Source organism: Sphingobium sp. 22B (genome assembly GCF_001580035.1).
GTDB classification, from domain to species: Bacteria; Pseudomonadota; Alphaproteobacteria; order Sphingomonadales; family Sphingomonadaceae; genus Sphingobium; species Sphingobium fuliginis.
On sequence record NZ_LTAB01000007.1, the window covers coordinates 65822 to 85456 of the forward strand.

18 protein-coding genes are annotated in these 19635 nt (G+C 63.0%); 8 read left to right on the forward strand and 10 right to left on the reverse strand.

All coding sequences use genetic code 11. The features are described 5' to 3' along the window. Positions 1–51 precede the first annotated feature (51 nt). Positions 52–909 carry a dTDP-4-dehydrorhamnose reductase gene (rfbD, locus tag A0J57_RS08745; RefSeq protein ID WP_235600829.1) on the forward strand — a complete coding sequence of 286 codons (858 nt, stop codon included), beginning with the start codon at positions 52–54 and terminating at the stop codon, positions 907–909. After that, on the forward strand, positions 906–2000 hold the full coding sequence (gene rfbB, locus A0J57_RS08750) for a dTDP-glucose 4,6-dehydratase (RefSeq protein ID WP_061935089.1): 1095 nt from the start codon (positions 906–908) through the stop codon (positions 1998–2000). The genes rfbD and rfbB overlap by 4 nt, the downstream gene beginning before the upstream one ends. Here rfbB and A0J57_RS08755 read toward each other — a convergent pair. The 7 genes from A0J57_RS08755 to A0J57_RS08785 all read right to left on the reverse strand — a co-directional run bounded on the left by A0J57_RS08755 (position 1988) and on the right by A0J57_RS08785 (position 8771). Next, complete coding sequence (locus A0J57_RS08755; RefSeq protein ID WP_061935091.1) at positions 1988–2950, reverse strand: bifunctional 2-polyprenyl-6-hydroxyphenol methylase/3-demethylubiquinol 3-O-methyltransferase UbiG; 963 nt, start codon at positions 2948–2950, stop codon at positions 1988–1990. The genes rfbB and A0J57_RS08755 overlap by 13 nt on opposite strands. A gap of 17 nt (positions 2951–2967) precedes the next feature. After that, positions 2968–4230: a decarboxylase gene (locus A0J57_RS08760; RefSeq protein ID WP_061935093.1), complete on the reverse strand. Its 1263-nt coding sequence runs from the start codon at positions 4228–4230 to the stop codon at positions 2968–2970. Then, positions 4227–4466, reverse strand: a complete 240-nt coding sequence (locus tag A0J57_RS08765; RefSeq protein WP_061935094.1) for an acyl carrier protein — start codon at positions 4464–4466, stop codon at positions 4227–4229. The genes A0J57_RS08760 and A0J57_RS08765 overlap by 4 nt, the downstream gene beginning before the upstream one ends. Beyond that, the gene (locus A0J57_RS08770) at positions 4457–6013 is read right to left on the reverse strand and encodes an AMP-binding protein (RefSeq protein WP_061935097.1); all 1557 of its coding nucleotides are present in this window, start codon (positions 6011–6013) and stop codon (positions 4457–4459) included. Before A0J57_RS08770 ends, A0J57_RS08765 begins: the two co-directional genes overlap by 10 nt. Beyond that, positions 6010–6609, reverse strand: coding sequence for a serine O-acetyltransferase (locus tag A0J57_RS08775; protein ID WP_082718635.1), 600 nt, complete (start codon positions 6607–6609; stop codon positions 6010–6012). The genes A0J57_RS08770 and A0J57_RS08775 overlap by 4 nt, the downstream gene beginning before the upstream one ends. Continuing rightward, the gene (locus tag A0J57_RS08780) at positions 6572–7651 is read right to left on the reverse strand and encodes a glycosyltransferase family 61 protein (RefSeq protein ID WP_061935099.1); all 1080 of its coding nucleotides are present in this window, start codon (positions 7649–7651) and stop codon (positions 6572–6574) included. The genes A0J57_RS08775 and A0J57_RS08780 overlap by 38 nt, the downstream gene beginning before the upstream one ends. Before the next feature lie 154 nt (positions 7652–7805). Then, positions 7806–8771, reverse strand: a complete 966-nt coding sequence (locus A0J57_RS08785; RefSeq protein WP_235600821.1) for a hypothetical protein — start codon at positions 8769–8771, stop codon at positions 7806–7808. A 331-nt stretch (positions 8772–9102) separates the two neighbouring features. Between A0J57_RS08785 and A0J57_RS26330 the strand changes: the two genes are divergently transcribed. Continuing rightward, the gene (locus tag A0J57_RS26330; RefSeq protein WP_158298514.1) at positions 9103–10671 is read left to right on the forward strand and encodes a hypothetical protein; all 1569 of its coding nucleotides are present in this window, start codon (positions 9103–9105) and stop codon (positions 10669–10671) included. Continuing rightward, positions 10671–12221, forward strand: coding sequence for an O-antigen ligase (locus A0J57_RS08800; protein WP_061935105.1), 1551 nt, complete (start codon positions 10671–10673; stop codon positions 12219–12221). Before A0J57_RS26330 ends, A0J57_RS08800 begins: the two co-directional genes overlap by 1 nt. Here A0J57_RS08800 and A0J57_RS08805 read toward each other — a convergent pair whose 3' ends face one another. Continuing rightward, positions 12222–13604 (reverse strand): oligosaccharide flippase family protein, encoded by a 1383-nt coding sequence (locus A0J57_RS08805; protein ID WP_101756464.1) that lies wholly within the window; start codon positions 13602–13604, stop codon positions 12222–12224. Beyond that, on the reverse strand, positions 13601–14815 hold the full coding sequence (locus A0J57_RS08810) for a glycosyltransferase family 4 protein (RefSeq protein ID WP_061935107.1): 1215 nt from the start codon (positions 14813–14815) through the stop codon (positions 13601–13603). The genes A0J57_RS08805 and A0J57_RS08810 overlap by 4 nt, the downstream gene beginning before the upstream one ends. A gap of 161 nt (positions 14816–14976) precedes the next feature. On the opposite strand from A0J57_RS08810, the gene A0J57_RS08815 reads away from it, so the two are divergent. Together A0J57_RS08815 and A0J57_RS08820 are read left to right on the forward strand one after the other, a co-directional pair. Then, positions 14977–15798: a 2OG-Fe(II) oxygenase gene (locus A0J57_RS08815; protein WP_061935109.1), complete on the forward strand. Its 822-nt coding sequence runs from the start codon at positions 14977–14979 to the stop codon at positions 15796–15798. Between the two features lie 11 nt (positions 15799–15809). Then, a complete protein-coding gene (locus tag A0J57_RS08820; RefSeq protein ID WP_201030928.1) occupies positions 15810–16721 on the forward strand; it encodes a glycosyltransferase family 2 protein in 912 nt (303 codons plus the stop codon). Positions 16722–16834: 113 nt separating this feature from the next. On the opposite strand, the gene A0J57_RS08825 is transcribed toward A0J57_RS08820, so the two are convergent. Then, positions 16835–17104, reverse strand: coding sequence for a response regulator transcription factor (locus A0J57_RS08825; protein WP_061935111.1), 270 nt, complete (start codon positions 17102–17104; stop codon positions 16835–16837). Positions 17105–17743: 639 nt separating this feature from the next. On the opposite strand from A0J57_RS08825, the gene A0J57_RS08830 reads away from it, so the two are divergent. Beyond that, positions 17744–17983 carry a response regulator transcription factor gene (locus A0J57_RS08830; RefSeq protein WP_062017071.1) on the forward strand — a complete coding sequence of 80 codons (240 nt, stop codon included), beginning with the start codon at positions 17744–17746 and terminating at the stop codon, positions 17981–17983. Positions 17984–18089: 106 nt separating this feature from the next. Further along, entirely contained in the window at positions 18090–19541 is a 1452-nt protein-coding gene (locus A0J57_RS08835) for an undecaprenyl-phosphate glucose phosphotransferase (RefSeq protein ID WP_061935113.1), read from the forward strand. Positions 19542–19635: the final 94 nt, after the last annotated feature.

Here is a 19635-nt window from a genome sequence, read left to right on the forward strand (position 1 = left end):
CGATGCCGCGTTCCGGGGCGTGGTCTGGCAGGGAGCGATGCGGTGCGCGTGATGCTGGTGGGCGCGGGAGGGCAACTCGGCCGCGCGCTGGCGGCGACCGTTCCGTCCGGGCTGGCGCATCTGGCAGCCCTGTCGCGCACCGATCTCGACATTGGCGACAGATCGATGATCCAACGCAGGATGGAAGAGATACGGCCCGACCTGATCCTGAATGCCGCTGCCTGGACCGATGTGGAAGGCGCCGAGCGCGAGCCGCACATGGCCCATGCGATCAATGCCGTGGCGGCGGGGCTACTGGCCGAGGCGGCGGCGCGTCATGGCAGCCGCCTTGCCCATATCTCGACCGATTTCCTGTTCGACGGCGCGGCGGACCGGCCTTACCGGCCCGATGATCCGCCCAGTCCGATCAACGCCTACGGTCATTCCAAGGCGGCGGGAGAAAGGGTCGTCGCCCAATATCTGCCCGAGGCGCTGATCGTCCGCACCGCCTGGCTCTACGGCCATGAGGGGAAGAATTTCCGCAACACCATGCTGCGCCTGCTCGCGACGCGGGAGGTGGTGCGCGTGGTATCCGACCAGATCGGCACGCCCACCCATGTGCGCAGCCTGGCAAGGGGAATCTGGCGATTGATCGAACATCGGGCCCATGGCATCCACCACCTGACCGATGGGGGAGCGGCGTCGTGGCACGAATTTGCCTGCGCCATCCGGCAAGAGGCGCTGAGGGCCGGCATCTTGCGCAGTGCGGCTCGGATCGAAGCGGTTTTGACGGCGGATTTCCCTACATTGGCGCGGCGGCCTGCCTTCAGCCAACTCGATTGCAGCGACAGTTGGGCCTGTCTGGAACGACCACCGCTTCACTGGCGCGAGGAATTGCACCATATGACATGGGAGAGGGTGGCGACATGAAGACGCTGTTGGTGGCCGGTGGAGCCGGCTTTATCGGCACCAATTTCGTGCGCTATTGGCATCGGCGTCACCCGCAGGACCGGATCGTCGTGCTCGATCTCCTCACCTATGCGGGCAATGGCGGCAATCTGGACGGGCTGACCCGTGTGGAACTGGTGCAGGGCGACATTTGCGACAGCGCCCTGGTAGAGCGGCTGATGCGATCCGCCGATGTCGACATGGTGGTGAATTTCGCTGCGGAAACCCATGTGGACCGGTCGATTTCGGACCCGGGCGCCTTCATCCGCAGCAATGTGACCGGCACGCACAGCCTGCTCGCCACGGCGTGGAAATTATGGCTGGAGGAAAAGCGGCATCCCGACCGTCGCTTTCATCAGGTATCGACGGACGAAGTGTTCGGCAGCCTGGGACCGGACGAACCCGCCTTCAACGAAAGGACGGCCCATGCGCCCAATTCCCCTTATTCCGCGAGCAAGGCGGGGGCCGATCATCTGGTGCGGGCCTATCACCGCACCTATGGGCTGAATGTCACCACGTCCCATTGTTCGAATAATTACGGACCCTATCAATATCCGGAAAAGCTGATCCCGCTGTTCCTGGCCAATGCGCTGGAGGGGCGGCCGCTGCCAGTCTATGGCGACGGCGGCAATATCCGGGACTGGCTGTTCGTGGAGGATCATTGCCATGCCATCGCGCTGATCCTGGAGGGCGCGCAACCGGGCGCTGTCTATACGGTGGGCGGCGGCAGCGAGATGAGCAATATCGAACTGGTCGACCGGCTGTGCGCCGGCATCGACGCGGCCTTCGCCCGCGATCCGCTTCTGGCAGCGCGCTTTCCGGGCGCGCCGGCGGCGCAGGGCAGGCCCTCGGCGCAGCTCAAGGCCTTCGTGCCGGACCGGCCGGGCCATGACCGCCGCTATGCCATTGACGATGCCCGCATCCGGCACGATCTCGGCTATCGGCCGGCATCCAGTTTCGACCGGCATTTTGCCGATACGCTGCAATGGTATCTGGACAGGCCGGACTGGTGGCGGGCGAAGGTTTCCGACGCGGTTCCGCCCCTTTGGCTGAAGGCGGCTCAGGCAGGCTGAGATCCTTCGCGCCGCATCAGCACGCCGATGGAGTCATATTTCCGTTCCGGCCGCGCGAAGGCGGTCTGCAACAGCAGCAGCAGCGAACGCGGCCAGCTATGGCGGGTGGCGCCTTTGTGCAGGCCGCGCCGGACCAACCGGTCGAAGATTTCGCACTCCCATCCCCGCCAGCCCGGCGTGAACAGGCGGGTGAAGCCGTTATAATGCAGGGCCGCGACCGTGAAGCCGCCCGCCTCCGTCAACCGCAGCAGGGCCTGTTGGCTGAAGAACCAGAGGTGACGCGGAGCATCGAACATTTCGGAACATTGGCGGAAAGTCTCGAAATGGCGGCAGCCGGCATTGGGCACCTCTATATAGGCCAGCCCGCCGGGGGCCAGCAGGCGGGCGATCGTGCGGATCGCGCGGACCGGGTCCAGGCAATGTTCCAGCGAATGCGACATGACGACCAGATCGAATTGCTGCCCATCCAGCGCGGCAGGCGGTTCTTCGGCGGTGCCGGGGAGCACCGCCAGCCCCCGCGCCGCACAGAAATCCCGTGAACGCTCGTCCGGATCGACCCCCAGGGCCGCGAACCCCCGGTCGCGAAAAGCTTCCAATATCTCGCCGTCGCCAGAGCCTATGTCCAATATGCGGGCCCCGGGCGGCAGTTGCCCGGCCACGCTGTCGGGGTCGAAGGGGTGCGCGCGGTCGACCTTCCAGGCGAGGTGGATCAACAGCCGGTCCAGCAGATTGGCCTGTACCGCCGGCATATGGCTTTCACCATGAGTATAATAGGATGCAAGGTCATAGAGGTCGGCGATCTCGTCCCGCCGGGGCATGCGCGCCGCCATTCCCAGGCCGCAATGGTCGCAGCGCAGGACATCCCCGAAGGGCGTCGGCATGTCCTTCTTCGCGTCGATCGGCATGACGATCCAGGGGCGCGTGTTGCGGTGACAGACGGGGCAGTCCATTGCCTTGTCTTCCTTCCCTATGCCAGATGGCGCATCATGCCGCTTTCCCGCGCACCCTCCGCGAAGAAGCACGTTATGTCGCGGATTTGGCCATCGACGACCATCAGTTCGGCGGGCGGCGCGTGGCTGATGAAATGGAAGGGGCTGGCGGTCAGCCCGTAGGCGCCGCTCTGGTGCACGGCGATGACGTCGCCTTCCTCGACATGCGGCAGTTCCACGGCGCTCGCCAGGCGGTCGATGGAGGTGCAGAGTGGGCCGACAATGTCGATCTTCTCACGCGGTCCCTGGCCGCCCAGCTTGTGCATGCGATAATTGCGGCGGACGACCATGCCGAAATGGCCGGAGGCGGGCAGATGATTGTTCATCCCGCCGTCGCAGATCGCGATGCGCGTGCCGCGAGACTCCTTGGTGGAAACGATGCGCGTCAGGAAATAGCCGGCCTCCGCCACCAGATAGCGGCCAAGTTCCAGCATAAGGCCGCTCTGGCGAAAGCGCGGGTCCATGACAAGGCGATCCAGTTCCGGCCTGATCGCATCCGCGACGGCCGGCAGGTCGAGCGGCGCGTCGCCGTCATGATAGGGGATACCCAGGCCCGATCCGAACACCAGTTTTTCCGGCATGAGGTCGTGGTTCGCGCAAAGCCTTCGGAAAATGGTGAGGAAAGCGCGGTAATTTTCGACCACCGCCTCTGCCTTCAGGCATTGGGTGCCCGAATAGATATGCAGGCCGACGACCGAGAGCGCGGGCAGGGCGCGAATCTCCGCCAGCGCTGGATCGGCATCCTCCTGATCGATGCCGAAGGGGCTGGGACGGCCCGCCATATGGTCGCCAAAGCCGCGAGGCACGCTGTCGGGCGCGATGCGGACCAGGACGGGCTGCTTCCTGCCCATGGATCTGGCTATCGCGTCGGCGGCCCGCGCCTCCCGCACGGATTCGACGACCAGCAGGCCAAGGCCCTCCGCCATGGCTTCGCGTAGTTCCTCCACCCGCTTGGCGGGGCCGGTGAAGCTGATCCTGGATGCGTCCCAACCAGCGCCCAGCGCCAGGCGCATCTCCCCGATGGAACTGATGTCGAGATGGCCGATGCGGCCGTTCAGCCATGCCAACATGGCTGGATTGGGATTGCTCTTCACGGCGAAGCTGAGGGTGAAGCGGCTGCGGAAGACTTCGTGCAGCCGGGCGATGCGTTCCTCGACCGCATCGGCGGCATAGATGAAGCAGGGGGTTCCGAACCGTTCGGCGGCCTGCGCCAGCATGGCGTCGGACAGCGCCGCCGTCATCGGCTTCGTTCCCCGGCAAAGCGGACGATGCGCGCAGGCGTGTCGAAATTTTCCAGCGTCACTTCGTCGGCCCGGATTTCGATCCCGGCCTGTTCCTCGATAAAGGCGAGCAGGTTGAGCATCGCCACAGAATCCAGCGCGCCGGAGGAAAATAGCGGCGTTTCTCCATGGGCGTCGGCGCCGATGTCGGAAAAGCCGCTGATGGTCTGGATCAGGATCGCTTCGGTCAGGGCCATTGCGTCGCTCCCTCGGCAACCGGTGGATTGTCCATGATCTGCGCCTCGCATCGGTGCACGACATCGGTGCGGGCCAGCTTGCCGCTGGCGGTGCGCGGCATGGCGTCGGGCCAGATATGGATGACGCGCGGCACCATATAGGCGGGCATGACCTTGCGGCAGTGCGCCGCCAGCGCCTCCCGCGTTGCGCCGGGGAGCAGGCTTGCCGCAACATGCACGCATTGGCCCAGAAGGTCGTCCTCGACGCCGAATGCGACAACATCGGCGGCCAGCCCGCTGCGATGCACCAGATCCTCCACATCATCGGGGCTGACGCGAAAGCCGCTGGTCTTGATCAGGGCATCGTTGCGGCCGACGAACCAGATGTCGCCATCTTCATCCCGCTTCACGATGTCCCCGCTATGGACGACCGGTTCATCGCCGATCAGATGGGCCAGTTCGGGGCACGGCCTGATCTTATCGGCCGTCGCTTCGGGCCGGTTCCAGTACCCCATGCTGACCAGAGGGCCGTGATGCACCAGTTCCCCGGCCTCCCCCGGAGCGGCGATGCCTTCGCCCGGCTTGACGACATAGACCTGCGCACCGGGAATGGCCCGGCCGATCGATCCCATTTTGGCGTCGAAACGCTGGGGGTCGAGATAGGTGGAGCGGAAGGCTTCCGTCAGCCCGTACATCAGGAAGATACGGGTGTTCGGGAAATGCCGGGGCATGCGCTGGAGGATGTCCAGTGGAATCTTCCCCCCGGAGTTGGTGATGAGGCGCAACGACGGGAGCATGACCGGTGTTTCGTCCAGCAGACGGACGAGCTGTATCCAGAGCGGCGGCACGGCGGCCATGCCGGTGACGGCGTGGCGTTCCAGGGTGCGCAGGATTTCCGTCGCCATGGCGAGCGGCTGGTGAACCACGGCGCCGCCGAGCAGCATCATCGTCATCAACTGATTGAGCCCATAGTCGAAACTATAGGGCAGGACGCTGAGCAGGCGGTCCTCGCTGCGCAGGCCAAGATAGCGGGCCACCGACCGCGCGCCCGCCAATATGTTCCGGTGGCTGAGCATCACGCCCTTGGGCTTGCCGGTCGAGCCGGAAGTATAGATGATCGCCGCCAGTTCGCTGTCGAGGCCTGCGGCGGGAGGCGCCTCGTTCGCCGGTTGGCCGGCCCAAAGGTCGGCTGTCAGCACCGTCGCTGCGACATCGTGCAGCCTGACGGCGATCGGCGGTTCCACGATCAGCGCCGACGCGCCGCAATCCTCCGCCACAAACAGAAGCTGCTCCAGCGTGAAGGCGGTGTTGACGTTGACGATCACGCCCCTGGTCCGTGCTATGGCCAGCATGGCAGCGACTTCCCGCATGCTCTTGCGCAACTGGACGATGACCCGGTCGCCCGGTTTCACATCATGGTGAAGCAGGCAGGCGGCGGCTCGTTCGACTTCACGGCCGACCTCCCCATAGTTGTAGGAGCGGTCGGGGTCGATCAGGAAACATGCGTCTGCCCGCTCGGGAAGATTATCCGCGAACAGTTCGAACAGGGTGGTGGAAAGCGCGCTCATGACAGCTTGCCCAGCCGGGGCAGTATCCGTGCGGGCGATCCCACGGCGATGGAGTCCGATGGCACATCCGTCGTCACCGCCGTATTGGCGGCGATCCGCACGCGGTCGCCAATCCTGACGGGACCAAGTACAGTAGAATTGACGCCGATGAAGACGTCGTTGCCGATGATCGGTACGCCTTCGCCCATATTGGTGCCGATGGTGACATTATGCATCACGCCCAGCCTGTCTCCGATAATGGTGTCGGGATGGATCGACAACGATCCCTCGCAATGAATGATGTGGAAACCCTGTCCCATCTGGACATGGGGCGGTATCCATATCTTGGTGATGTTGGCGACGATGATATTGGTGAAACCATAGAGGCGCGACACCAGCCTGCGTCCAAGCGCGGTGCGGCGGTAAAGCCCCCAACGCCCGAAGCGATAGAGGCAGAGCGACAGGAAGGCGGCATTGGCGACTGTCGAGCCGTGACGCCGGTAATCGGCCGCGACCGCCGCCAGCAGGGCTGAGAAACGCGCCTCATCCCGGATGGACCCGCAGTTCGCGGCGGCGCCGTCATGCAAGATCGAGGGTTCGTTCGACCTCGTCGCCATCGACGATGAAGGCTTCATGCGTTCCCACTCCGACTAGCATTGAATAATCCTGGCCCTGCCGGTCCGTCAGCCTTTTAAGTGCCGAGACGGCCCGGTCCGGCGGCTGGATGACGAAGGCGCGGGCATCGGGCGGCATCACCGCCAGCCCGTGGACCAGATGGCTTCCCTCTACCCCCGCCACCACCGACGCGCCGCCGCACAGGCGCACGATCTCCTCAAGGCTGGCGGTGGAGGGGTCCAGGATGGTGAAACCGCGTTTGACCGCGAGCCGCTCTGCAATGGCCTGCTCATTGGCCAGGACCCGCGGCGCCCCGCTTCGCCTGCGCAACAGGAATATGCCCGGATGCCGATCGATCCGCCCGCCGGTCAGCCGCAGGCGGAGCAGGTCCGCGCGCTGCCGCTTATGGTCATTGTGCGACTGGTCGTCGAACAGGATCAATTCCGCGAAGCGCGCCGACGCCCTGCGCAGCGGATGCATGCCCAGCGCCCGCTCATAGGCGGTCATATGGCCGCTGGCGGCCCGAGCGGTAAAGGGCCGGCCGCAATATGCCGCCAGATCATGGGTCAGGCAATCGTCGCTCAGCCAGTTGCCGAACCAGCGGTTGCCGAGCCAGCTTTCATAAAGGACCGCATCCAACAGGTCATGCGGCACGAGGTGGACAGGCAGTCGCGTCGAGCGCCGCTGCAAATGCCGCACCGCATCCCCCGCATAGAGCACGCCGTCGGTCAGCAGCACGTTCTTGAGACGATAGCCCATGGTGGGCGGCTGCATCGCGCCGAAGCCGCCGATAAAGTCCCTTACCACCTCCGCGACGCCGCCGAATTCGGCGCCCCTGATCCGGTAGAGCTGGCCGCCGAGCTTCTTCGCGGGGCGGACCTCCACCACATTGCCCGGTGCGATCTGCCATCGATCGACGGCGGCGGTGAGGATGTCGGGCGGGCGCTTGCCCAGGAGCCGGTGCAGCCCGTTCACACCCGGCCGCCAGGTGGGGCGGCGCGACCAGCGCGGCGGTGCGTCCGGCGGTGCTTCGAAGCTATGCATGTGGGATGCTATGCGCAAGGATCGGCCCCCTCCCGGCAGGGCAGGAGCAAAGTCGCATGCCCGCATGAAAGATCGTATCCCGCCGATGCAGGGGCCAGGATCGCGACATGCAAAACCGCTTCTGAAAAATCGGCAGGGAAGATTGCGGGCAGCATCATAGGGAGGCCGGCGGGATCAACCGCAGCAGAGGCGAAAGCTGGCGATGCCACAGGACGGCGTTGCGTTGCCGTTGCGGCAAATATCTGGCCAGCCGCGCGATGTCCCGCCGTTTCATCCCCGTCCGTTCGCACAGGAAGGGATGGCGGGGCCGCCGTGCGAAATAGCTGTAGAAGATCGCCGCCCGGTCGCGCCCCGTCGCCGGCTTGCCGCGATGATAGAAGCGCGCGGTGTCGGTGAAGATGACGGTTCCGCGCAACCCCTCGCAACTCACCAGATAGGGGGCGATCGGTTTGTCCAGGCGCGCCTCCAGCTCCGCATCGTCCGCCAGTTCGTAGGAAAAGCCGCTGCGGTCGTCCTGCACGGCGCCGTGGCGGCTGATGATCTGGAACGGGCCGCCCGCATGGTCGACATCGTGCAGATAGACGGCGACCTTCATCATCCGCCGGTCTTCCCAATCCCTGTGCCATTTGCGCGTGGATACGGCGCGCCCGTCCGCGACCGTGTAGTTGATGATCGCCCCGTCATAGGCGACGGGCAGGCCGATATAGGCCTCCGCAATGTCCAGCAGCCGTTCGTGCAGGCCCCATCGGAAAATGCGGGGATTGGCGACGATCTGTTCGGGTGGAACATAGAGAAAGGTCTGGCCGTCCCTTGCGCGGCTGTGTGCTTCCTCCGCAAAGCGATGGGCCAGCATGGCGCTGGTATCGATCATCGCCTCGCTGCCGGGCAGGCCAAGCGCGTCGATCTCCGTCACGAAGACGCCGTCTTCCTCCAGCGCATCGACGATTTGCCGCCCGATCGCGTTCAACCGGGGAAGACGGGGACGATGGCGCACGAGCGCCGCGTCATGTCTTGCCCCCAGCCATTCGCGGAAATGCACGTTGTTGCAGATGCGCAGGGCTGTCCTGGCAGGCATGTCGCGCAGCCACTGGACGGGGCGATGAAGAGCATTCTGCATCATCTTGCATCCATCTCCCTCGCAAGTGCCGACACGCTAAAGGGTGAAGCGCGGCAGTCCTATTGGCGGATTGACGTCCATCCTAGCCGGTCGGGAAAAATGGGATCATGGGCTTTGCCGGCAGAGGATCATGGTCCGAAAAGACGGGAGGATCATCTGGGAGCAGAAGCGTGCCGAATTTGCCGCCATGATGGTCGCAGGCGCGAGGCCCGGGGTCGGTTGTCGCCGCGATGCGCGGATGATGGCGCGCGGACGACGGACGCACGCTGCAGGACGGGATCGTGCGATGCCGGATCGGCGCGCATGACGACCGGGCGATGAAAGGAGGGTCCTGATGGCTGGCTGGCGTGGGCGCGGACTCGGCTTGGCCGGCCAGGCTGCTTTCATCCTGCTTGCCCTCGCCCTGCTGGTCGGGATCGCGGTCTACGCCCTTCCTTTCCCATCGCATGAAGGCCGCCCTCCGGGATTGACGGCGGAAGTCCTGCCCTCGCCCGCGCCGACGCGCATCGGCATCAACCTGTTCGGTCTGGCGACGTTCAACCGCCAGCAGGTCTTTTCCAACCTTATCCTCCAGAGCGAATGGTTTTCCTCACGCGGCGACGGGTGGACGGCCTTTCCCTCCGAGCAGCTCGATCCGCAAGGATGGGTGCGTTTCCTGCGTCCGGGGCAGACCGCTCCCCGGCCGCTCGTCCTGCCGCCCGCGCCCTTTCATCCGGTCGAGATAGGTTGCCGCTTCGAAGGGCGGGGACTGATCGAAGCGGGCGGCCTCGCCCGGCTGCGCGACCGCACGGCACATGGCTTCATGCTCGATATGGCGCCGACCGGAGCGGAGGAGGAAGGCGCATGGATCGAACTGGCGGAGACCGATCCGCAGGACCCGGTGCGCAATATCGACTGCCGCTTGTCCGGCCGGCCCGCCGCGGAGCGCTTCAGCCCGGAATTCCTGTCCTTCGTCAGGCAGTTCGGGATCATCCGTTTTCTCGACTGGCAGCGCACCAACGACAACGCCCTTCCTCGCTGGGAGACGCGGGCGTCGCTGCAAAGCGCCACGCAGGTGGGGCCAGCCGGCGCATCGATCGAGGATATGGTCGACCTTGCCAACCGGACCGGGGCAGATCCCTGGTTCCTCATGCCCTATCAGGCCGACCAGGCCTATATCCGTCAGTTCGCCCGCATGGTGCATGACCGTCTGGCCCCCGGCCGGACGGTCTATGTCGAGTTGGGCAACGAGGTCTGGAATTCCATGTTCGATGCCGCGCGTCAGGCCCAGCAGGAGGGGATGACGCTTGGCCTGGGCGATGGCGACCCGATGCGTGCGCAGATGTTGCGCTATGCGCAGAAGCTGCGCGATGCGATGCGGATTTGGACCGATGTCTTCCGTGATCGTCCGGGACGGCTGGTGCGCGTGGCGGCCAGCCAGAATGCCTGGCCCGACCTCGCCACCATCGTCCTGGACGATGAAGACACCGTGCGCTGGATCGATGCGCTGGCCACAGCGCCTTATGTCTGGATGGAGCTCGACGGATATGGCGTCGGCGACGTCGACCGGATATTCGCCCGCGCACCGGCTGCGGTGGAAGCGACCATCGCGGACGCCCTGACCCACAAGGCCATCGCCGCCCGCTATGGCAAGCGGTATCTGAGCTATGAGGGGGGGCAGCATTTCGTGACGGCGAACCTCGAACTCGCCCGAACCCTGCAGCGCGACCCGCGCATGGGCAGGCTTTATCGGGACTATCTGGCGCAATGGGATTCCCGCATCGGCGGCGAACTGCTTCTTTATGCGTCCACCGCGCCGGTGGCCGACTATGGGTCCTGGGGGTTGCGCGAATATGCAGGCCAGCCGCCGGGCGAGGCGCCCAAGCTGCGGGCGGTGCAGCAGTTTCTGGCGCGGCGGCCCTGATGGCGGCGGTGCTCCGGCGTCTGGCCGGCCCGTCCTCGGTCATCGCCGCCCTGGCCTTCCTCTATGTGCAGATCAACTCTGCCCTGCATGTGGCGTCGATCGGCGCGGCGGCCACTGTGCTTTACCTTCATTGCCTGTCCTCAACGCCGCGCAGGGAAATGGCTGTCCGCGCGTTGCTGACCGTCATTCTGATGCCGCTGATCGCCTGGGCCATCCATAATCCCTGGCTGCTCTATGCGATCATGCTCGCATGGGTGCCGCTTGTCGCGGGCGATGCCGGCCGAGCCGTCCCGGTCTATCTGCTGAGCCTGCTGCTTTTGCCGGGCCTCGACAGCACGGTCTCCATCGGCTCGCTCAAATTGTTCGACTTCGGCGTGCACGACGCTCTGGCTGTGGGCGCGACAATCGTCATATGCCGTAACCGTCGCAAGATGCGGCCGGGCTGGCGGCTCGATCTTCCGGCCTTCGCCATTGTCTTCCTGATCGCCGCGGCGCTGTCGCGCGAAACCAGCCTTTCCAACTTTCTGCGCTTCACCTCCAATGTCGTGCTCGATCTGGGAGTCCCCTATTATCTCGTCAGCCGGGGCGTGCGCGACATCGACGAATTGCGGCGCGCCCTGCTCTGGATGGGGTGCGGAGCCGTGACGCTGGGATCGATCCTGGTCTATGAGGCCATGCGGGGATGGCCGATCTATAATGAGCTGAACGGCCAATATGGATTGATGCCCTTTCTGATCAAGGCGCGCGGCGGCATGTTGCGTGCCGGAGGGCCCTTCATCGAGCCGACGTCGGCGGCGATGGTGCTGGCCATCTGCATGCTCGCCCTATGGGTATGTGGAGACGCCTTCCGGTCGAGGCGGCATCATGGACTGGTCTTCCTGATCGCCTTTGCCGGCCTGGTGGCGCCGCAGTCGCGCGGCGCCTGGATCGGCCTGGGCTTCGCCCTGGTGCTGGGCGAGCTATATCTGGGGCGTTACCGGCCGCTGCTGAAACGCGCCATGCTGGCCGGCTGCGGCCTGTCGGTCCTGCTGCTGGCGGCCTTGTCCTCCCCCAGCCTGTCCGAATCGCTGGGCCTGTCGGGAGGATCGAGCGACACGTCCGAATATCGGCGGCAGCTTTTCGACCGGGGGATGGAGGAATATTGGCACAGTCCGGTCATCGGCTTTTCCATGCCCGAACTCAACATAAGGCTGCATGACTTGCGGCAGGGTGAAGGCATTATCGACTTTGTGAACACCTATATATGGATCATGCTGATTTCCGGCGGGATCGGCCTCATCCTCTTCGTCGGCGCTTTTTTTCGATATATGATGGGCCTGTACCGATGCCGGAAACCGACCGGCAGGGATCGTTCCGACCGCGAAGTCGCAGCTTTCCTCTTCTGCTGTCTGGCCATGACGATGGAAATGCTGTTCTTCACTTCCTTCGGCACGCGGCCTGCCGTCTTCATCTTCGTCCTGTTCGGCTTTGCCGCCACCTATCTGAAGATTTCCGGCGAACCGTTCCGTCGTCGTCCGGCCCGGCCTGTGCGGGCGGCCGTCGCATCATGATCAGGCCATCAAGGGCGTCAGCAGGGCGCTCCCTATCCCGCCCACCAGAATGCCGCCAAGGCCGGCCCCGATGAAGATCAGTTCCTTCCGCAGGTCCAGCAACTGCGCCCGGTGCATCCGGGCCCATTTGAAAAGGACGGACGGCAGTTCCATCAGCCCGATGGCCGCCACAAGGCCAAGCTGTCCTTCCGCCAACCAGGCAAGGGGCGCAGCCACGCCCAGCCAGACCAGCTTGGCGATGCCGGCCTGGAAGGTGGTGGCGATCCGGCCGGTCGCGGTCAGCGTTTCATTCGAACTGTAGGAAGCCAGGGCGAAAAAGGGGGTAATAGCCAGCAATTGCAGATAGATGGCGGTCCCGGCATAGCGATGGTCGTAGAGGATCGCGATCAGCAACGGCGCCGATCCGATCAGCCCGCCCGCGGCGAAGCTGTAGAGCAGGGACGGGAGCCACCTCTTGGCATAGAAGATCGCGCGCAGGTCGCCTTCGCCCCTGCGCCAATATTCCGCATAGCTGGGATAGAGCACGCGGCTCGCATAGGCGGTGGTGAAGGCCATCGGCGCGGCGGCAAGATTACCCGCCAATATGTACAGGCCGAAAGCGTCCAGCGTCATGAAACGCGCCAGGATCAGCTTGTCGCATTGCATCAGCAATAATGTGATCAGGCTCGATCCGGTGACGTAGCGCGCAAAGCGCCACAGGTCGCGGGCATAAACGGGATCGAAGGCCAGCCGCCGTCGCGCGTCCGGGAAGACCGCATAGCTCAGCAGGCTCTTGCAGGCGCTGGCGGCGATCAGGGCCGTAAGAACCGCCCAGACATTGCGCCACAGGATGGCGAGCAGCACGCTGACGGCGATCTGGACGATCATCACCCCCAGTTCCAGCAGCGAAAGGCGAAGGATCATCCTTTTCCTGATCGCGGTGAGCAGGCTGAGCGACCCAAGCCCCTCCAGGATGAAGATGAGCGCGGACGCTTCGATCATCGGCGCGAGTTCCGGCTTGGCGAAGAAAGCCGCGATCGGCTCGGACAGGGCGATCAGCGCGGCGGTCAGAATGGCGGAGCGCAGAAGCGCGATTGTCCAGACTGTGTCGAGGAAACGTACCGAATCGCCCTTTTCATGCCGCACCACAAATGCCTGGAAACCCAGATCGGATATCATGGCCGCGGTGAAGGAAACTGAAGCGATGATGCCGGATATGCCGAATGCCTCCGGAACCAGCAGGCGGGTCAGCACGACGCTGCTGATCGCCCGCAACAGATTGTTGAGGATGACCGATGCGACAACGACATTGGTGTCGCGCGTGGCGAAATCGATCAGCCGGGCCAAAATCTGGCGGCCCGCCAATGCGCCGGCGTCGCGTAGCTGCAGATTGTTCTGATTCATCGCCTGCGTTCCGCGAGCGTCGCGCGATACCAGTCGACCATCCTGCCGCCCACGGCCTCCATCGAAAAACGCTCCCGGCAATGCCGCCGGCCATTGTCGGCCATAGAGGCCGCTTCTTCGGGATGATCCATCAGCCATTCCAGATTGCGCGCCAGGGCATCGGGATCGCCCATGGGTGTCAATAGCCCTTGCCGACCTGCCTGAAACATCTCCTCCGCCCCCGCCCAGTCCGTGGAGATGACCGGGCATCCCGCTGCCAGGCTTTCCACCAGCGTGTAGGAATAGGTTTCGCTTCTGGATGCCTGAACGGTCACAAAGGCCTTCCTGCGCAACCGGGCGATGGTGTCCGGCGGCTGCCGGCCGATGAAGCGGACCCCCTCCCGTCCGCGCGGCGACAGATGCGTGGCGACATAATCCTTGAATGACAGGGCGCGTCCGGGGGACAGGGCCATGCCCCAATCCGGCCCGACCAGCGTCAGGCGGACGGACGGGCGTCGCGCGATCAGGCGGTCGAACGCCAACAACATGGTGTCCGCGCCCTTGGCATAATCGAACCGGCCGACCATCAATATGTGCTGCCGGTCGCAGTCATCCAGCCGCCACTGGCGGGCGGGCAATCCGACGGGATTGGGGATAGCGGTGCTCATGCCGCGGGCGGGCCGCCGATAGCGCGCGCAAGCGGCCTGAAGCGTGGCGCGGGTCGGCGCCGTCAGCGAAACGGCCCGGCGTACCGCCCATCCTTCCGCCTCGCATCGGTGGCGATAGGCCTGCATCTCCTGTTCGGTGCGCGGTACGGGCGCCTTCAGGAAGAAGGGACCGTGCAGCCGAGTCACGACCGGAACGCCCGACAGGCGCCGGACGGCGTCGCTCCAGCCGAAACTTTCCTCCATATCGAGGATGTCCATCGGCATGATCCGATGGGCCGCCTGCACCTGCGCGGCCACGGCGCGGCCGATGGCGGGCAGGTCCCCCCTGTGACGCTCCCTGTGGCGAAGCCAGTGCCGCGCCAGGGCGTTGACCGGTCCGGCGCGTCCGGATGCGAGGGGCAGATCGTGGATGCGGCCATCGCCATCCACCACCTGTCCGTCCGCGATGATCGACACCCGATGTCCCTGGGCCAGCAGATAGTCGCGCATGGCCGCCACATAGGTCACGATGCCGTTGGCGGCCATGGCGGGCGGCCAATGGGGCGAACAATAACCGATATGCACCCATGGCCTCCCTGCTTCCGGTTCGCCTATCTTATCGGTGGGAGCGCAAGCAAATCGATCATGAGAACTCCCCGGGTGTTTTACCGCGCTTGTGCGGGAGAGGACGAAGGCGCTTAATCCTTTCCGGCGCAAGTCGCCGCAACGGGATTTAAGAGGGACGAATGGCACTGCTCGATCTCGCGGATATTGGCGGCTACAGATGCTTCGATCCGGAACAGTGCAGGGCGGTGGGCAAGGCGCTTTTCAATCGATATGCGTCTGAAAGGCCTTTTCCGCATGTCGTCATCGACGATTTCCTAGATGCCGATATACTTAGGAAGGTTGTCTCGGAATTTCCGGATAGCAGCGGACATGGCAGTTTCAACCGCGATCAGGAAAGATTTAAGTTCCAATATCGCCCCGATCAGTGCAGCGGCGCCGCCACCCGCATGCTGTTCGCGGAACTGAACTCTTCCGCCTTCCTGCAATTTCTGTCCGAACTGACGGGCATTGCCGGCCTGATCCCCGATCCTTATCATGCCGGCGCGGGTCTCCATGAGATAAAGTCCGGGGGGCATCTGAGTATTCATGCCGATTTCCCCAGACATGAGGAAATGGGGCTCGACCGACGACTCAACCTGCTCATCTATCTGAACGAGGATTGGGAGGCTGGATATGGCGGATCGCTGGAACTGTGGGACAGGAAGATGCGCGCCGCCGAGCGCAAGATCATGCCGATATTGGGCAGGGCGGTCATCTTCAACACCGATCGGGATACTTTCCATGGCCATCCCGATCCGTTGCCCTGCCCGCCGGAACGGTCGCGCCGGTCGATCGCCACTTATTATTACACCGCGCCGGCAGTCGCCCGCCTCCGGACAGAGCGCACCACGGATTTCCGCAGGCGGCCCGGCACCAGCGACAAGCGCGACTGGCGGATCATGCTGCAGCATCTCAAGGCGGACTGGCTGCCGCCCGTGTTGCAGCGCCGCCGACCCGGTTGAAGGAGCGATGCATGCCGGACATGCCTTGCGCCGATGACGGCTCCGTCGGCTTTGTGGTCATCGGCCGCAATGAAGGGCTGCGTCTGAGGCGCTGCCTGGAAAGCGTCGCTCGTGAAACGCGGTGCATCGTCTATGTCGACTCCGGATCGAATGACGGGAGCCCCGATATTGCCCGGCGCCTTGGCATATCGGTCATCGAGCTCAGCGATGAGGCGCCCTTCACTGCCGCGCGGGCGCGCAATGCGGGCGCCGCCTGGATGCGCCAGCATGCTCTGCTCCTTCGCTATATCCATTTCATCGACGGCGATTGCGAGTTGCAGCCCGATTGGCTCGCCCGGGCCCTGGCGGCGATGGCAGCGGAGCCGCAACTGGCCGCAGTGTGCGGCCGCCGCCGCGAGCGCCATCCGGATCGGAGCGCCTATAACCGGCTCTGCGACAAGGAATGGAACACGCATGTCGGCATCGTCGACACATGTGGCGGAGATGCGTTGTTGCGCGTTGAGCCATTTTGGGAGGTGGGCGGCTTTTCCGAGACCTTGATCGCCGGAGAGGAACCCGATCTTTGCCACAGGATCCGCCGGCGCGGATGGATCATCCGGCGCATCGATGCCGAAATGACCGTGCATGACGCCGCCATGACGCGCTTTGCGCAATGGTGGCAGCGTAATCGTCGCAGCGGATATGCTACGGCCCAGGCTTTCGTCCTGCGCGGGAAGGAGGCCCGAGGACTGCTGAGGAATGTAGTCAGCAATATATTCTGGGCCATTCCTCTTAGCTGGCCATTATGGCCTGTTTTCTGGTGCCGCATTTTCGCGCGCCGGGGTGCGCTTGAAGCGAGTTTCCTTTTGTTAGGGAAATTGCCGCATCTCCAGGGCCAGATGGATTATTGGCGCAGCAGGCGACGCCTTATCGAATATAAATGATCGTTACCGAAATCAGATGCCGAACGACAGGATAAAGTCTGGGTACGCAAGATCCCGGACCTTATGCCGACGGATGCATGCGAAGTCGTCCCGCCGGATCATTACGCCACCCTCTAGAAGCCGGCCGGTGGCGCTTCGCTGAAAAAGGATAATGTCAGCGCGCAGCCGATAAGCCCCTTGGAAATGGCATATGCCACCATATGCGATCGATTGCGCGTCCGCGTCTTAAGGCGAACGCGCCCGATATGGCGTTCCACCGTCCGGGGCGCGATCTTGAGATTCTGGGCGATTTCCTTTGCTGACTGACCCTTGGCGATGCGAGTGAGAACTTCCATTTCCCTCTGCGTCAGCCAGCTCTCCCAAGCGGGATCGACATCATCCATAGAGCTACCCCATGCAATAAGGTGAACGCCGTTTCGCCCGAGATTGAGTTTTTCTGCTTTGTGATAAGCTTATCAAATATGTAAATACTCTACACTGGAATATGTCCGAAGTTAATAGGTGGGTGCCCTTAAATTTCGCAAAATATGATTTTACCAATCCGGGGTATCCGGATTCTACGGTTCAACTTCGCCCATTGCCAGATGAGACGCTCCAGCTTTCGAAAAGCATCAATGTTGATGGGGTTTCCATCTGTCTGATGATGCAAGGCGATGCCCTTTTTACGTGGGGGAAAATGACCCGCATTTTTCCATTGCCGATCAAGTGCGGCGGAAGCAAACATATGAATTTAAAGACTTAAAGTGAAACAGGATGGATTACGGGCAGGAAGAAAATCAACCCGTAATCAAAAAGGGGTATTGCCTCGAATCGTAAAGATATATAATCTTGGTTACGGCATCGAAACTAGCAGGGTAAATCCCTGTAGTTATGTCCAACTTATTCAACCTGTGGATAAAGCTTTACAGGCGGAATAATTCCGTGGTCGCGGTTGCAACTTTGGATCTGCGTAACTGTATGTGTCGGTGGGGCAGGGAAGCCCCATGAGGCTTGTACACAGGCGCGGTATTTGGGGGACCAGCATGCCACATTATAACACTTCAAGCGCTATTGAACTTACCAATCGGGAAACCGAGGTTCTGCAACTTGTCGCCTTCGGCCTGTCGGCCAAGAGGGTGGCGAGAGAACTTGCTATCGCAACCTGCACGGTCGAACGCCACATCGAAAATGTAAGGCTGAAGACGCGGACACGGAACAGGGCCCATATGATCGCTTATGTGATCCGCACGGGAATGTTACCGATACAGCAGGAATCATCCTGACAATCGAAAGGGGATGGATACGGCTTTCCATCGGATCGGCCGGAACCGGACCTGATTTGCCGCCCGGGAGCGTCGGGCGTGCAATGGCCATGCAGAATGGAAGGCGATGAACAATCCGGGCGAACAAGCCGGGTCCGTCGCGCGTCCGCACCGGGAAGTTCCGCTGGGAATATTGCCGCTGACAACGCAGATGTGCGATTTCATCGCGTTCAATGTTTCGGCCATATTCCTCAAGACATGGGTGGATGGCGCGGAGACCGGATTATCCTTTGCGGAGGCCGGCAGGCTGGGCCTGGCGGGCGGCACGATCTTCGTCATCGTCGCGCAACTCACAGGAGCTCACGAAGTCGAACTCCTATTTTCCGTGCGCAAGAACTGGTCGCGCCTTTTCAGCGCCTGGCTTGGTACGGCCCTGTTGCTGCTGTCGCTGGGTTTCATGCTCCGTCTGATGCCGGCCATTCCGCGCAGCGGCATTTTGTTATGGTTCGCCTCGGGTCTTGCGCTGTTGGCCCTGTCCCGCGCAGTGCTTGTGCTGATCGCGCGACATCTCAAGAGACGAGGATGCTTCAATCGTCGATGCGCGATCTACGGTGCTGGAGAACAGGGGCGCGATCTGGCCCATTATATCATCAACCACGACAAGCTGACGCTTTCGCTCATCGGTTTCTATGATGATCGCGATCATGAGCGGCTGGGCGAATGTCTTCCGCTTCCGCTTCGGGGCGATATGGAAGACCTTGTCTCCGCAATCCGGGCGGGGGAGGTCGATCAGGTGATCCTGGCGCTTCCCTGGGCCGGTGAAGTGCGGCTGCGGCAGATCGTGGCGGCGCTGTCGGTGACGCCCGTGCAAATTCGGCTGGCCCCTGAAAAAGCGGGGTTCGCCTATGCCCGCATGCCCGTGATGCTGCTGGGCGGTTTGCCGGTCATGACCTTGCACGAAAAGCCGATGCACGGCAGCAGGGTCATGGAGAAATGGGCGGAAGACCGCCTTTTATCCTTGTTGCTGCTGATCCTGTCCTCTCCGCTTTTCCTGCTCATTGCCTTGGCCATCAAGATCGAATCCCCTGGACCCGTCTTCTTCGTCCAGCGCCGCGAAGGCTTTAACTGCCATGATTTCCGGATACTGAAATTCCGCAGCATGCATGCCGACAGGTGCGAGGCGGACCATATCGTCCAGGCGAAAAGGGACGATCAGCGAGTGACCCGTGTGGGCGCCTTCCTGCGGAAGACCAGCCTTGATGAATTGCCGCAGCTCCTGAACGTGCTGTCGGGCGACATGTCGCTGGTCGGACCACGCCCGCATGCGCCGTCGACACGGGCCGCCGGCAGATTGTTCAGCGACGTCCTGACATCCTATGTCGCGCGACACAAGGTGAAGCCGGGTCTGACGGGATGGGCGCAGATATGCGGCTGGCGTGGCGAAACCGACACCGAAGACAAGCTGATCGGGCGGATCGAACATGACCTTTATTATATCGAAAACTGGTCGATCTGGTTCGATCTCTACATCATCCTGCGCACGGTCTTCGTCCTGTTCGGGGGTCAACGGGCGTATTGAAACTCAACCTGTAGCGCCGAAAACCGAATATGGAAAATTCATCATCTACCCGTACATTATGGAGGATCTTCGAAGGTCCGTCGGTCAGGCCGGC

Excerpts from the sequence above, each read along its gene's own strand:
- A0J57_RS08775 (WP_082718635.1), bottom strand. The coding sequence starts at position 6,609 with ATGGCGACGAGGTCGAACGAACCCTCGATCTTGCATGACGGCGCCGCC.
- A0J57_RS08830 (WP_062017071.1), top strand. The coding sequence starts at position 17,744 with ATGCCACATTATAACACTTCAAGCGCTATTGAACTTACCAATCGGGAA.
- A0J57_RS08780 (WP_061935099.1), bottom strand. The coding sequence starts at position 7,651 with ATGCATAGCTTCGAAGCACCGCCGGACGCACCGCCGCGCTGGTCGCGC.
- A0J57_RS08835 (WP_061935113.1), top strand. The coding sequence starts at position 18,090 with ATGAACAATCCGGGCGAACAAGCCGGGTCCGTCGCGCGTCCGCACCGG.
- A0J57_RS08820 (WP_201030928.1), top strand. The coding sequence starts at position 15,810 with ATGCCGGACATGCCTTGCGCCGATGACGGCTCCGTCGGCTTTGTGGTC.
- A0J57_RS08755 (WP_061935091.1), bottom strand. The coding sequence starts at position 2,950 with ATGGACTGCCCCGTCTGTCACCGCAACACGCGCCCCTGGATCGTCATG.
- A0J57_RS08770 (WP_061935097.1), bottom strand. The coding sequence starts at position 6,013 with ATGAGCGCGCTTTCCACCACCCTGTTCGAACTGTTCGCGGATAATCTT.
- A0J57_RS08825 (WP_061935111.1), bottom strand. The coding sequence starts at position 17,104 with ATGGATGATGTCGATCCCGCTTGGGAGAGCTGGCTGACGCAGAGGGAA.
- A0J57_RS08800 (WP_061935105.1), top strand. The coding sequence starts at position 10,671 with ATGGCGGCGGTGCTCCGGCGTCTGGCCGGCCCGTCCTCGGTCATCGCC.
- A0J57_RS26330 (WP_158298514.1), top strand. The coding sequence starts at position 9,103 with ATGGCTGGCTGGCGTGGGCGCGGACTCGGCTTGGCCGGCCAGGCTGCT.
- A0J57_RS08805 (WP_101756464.1), bottom strand. The coding sequence starts at position 13,604 with ATGAATCAGAACAATCTGCAGCTACGCGACGCCGGCGCATTGGCGGGC.
- A0J57_RS08785 (WP_235600821.1), bottom strand. The coding sequence starts at position 8,771 with ATGATGCAGAATGCTCTTCATCGCCCCGTCCAGTGGCTGCGCGACATG.
- rfbD (WP_235600829.1), top strand. The coding sequence starts at position 52 with ATGCTGGTGGGCGCGGGAGGGCAACTCGGCCGCGCGCTGGCGGCGACC.
- A0J57_RS08815 (WP_061935109.1), top strand. The coding sequence starts at position 14,977 with ATGGCACTGCTCGATCTCGCGGATATTGGCGGCTACAGATGCTTCGAT.
- A0J57_RS08760 (WP_061935093.1), bottom strand. The coding sequence starts at position 4,230 with ATGACGGCGGCGCTGTCCGACGCCATGCTGGCGCAGGCCGCCGAACGG.
- rfbB (WP_061935089.1), top strand. The coding sequence starts at position 906 with ATGAAGACGCTGTTGGTGGCCGGTGGAGCCGGCTTTATCGGCACCAAT.
- A0J57_RS08765 (WP_061935094.1), bottom strand. The coding sequence starts at position 4,466 with ATGGCCCTGACCGAAGCGATCCTGATCCAGACCATCAGCGGCTTTTCC.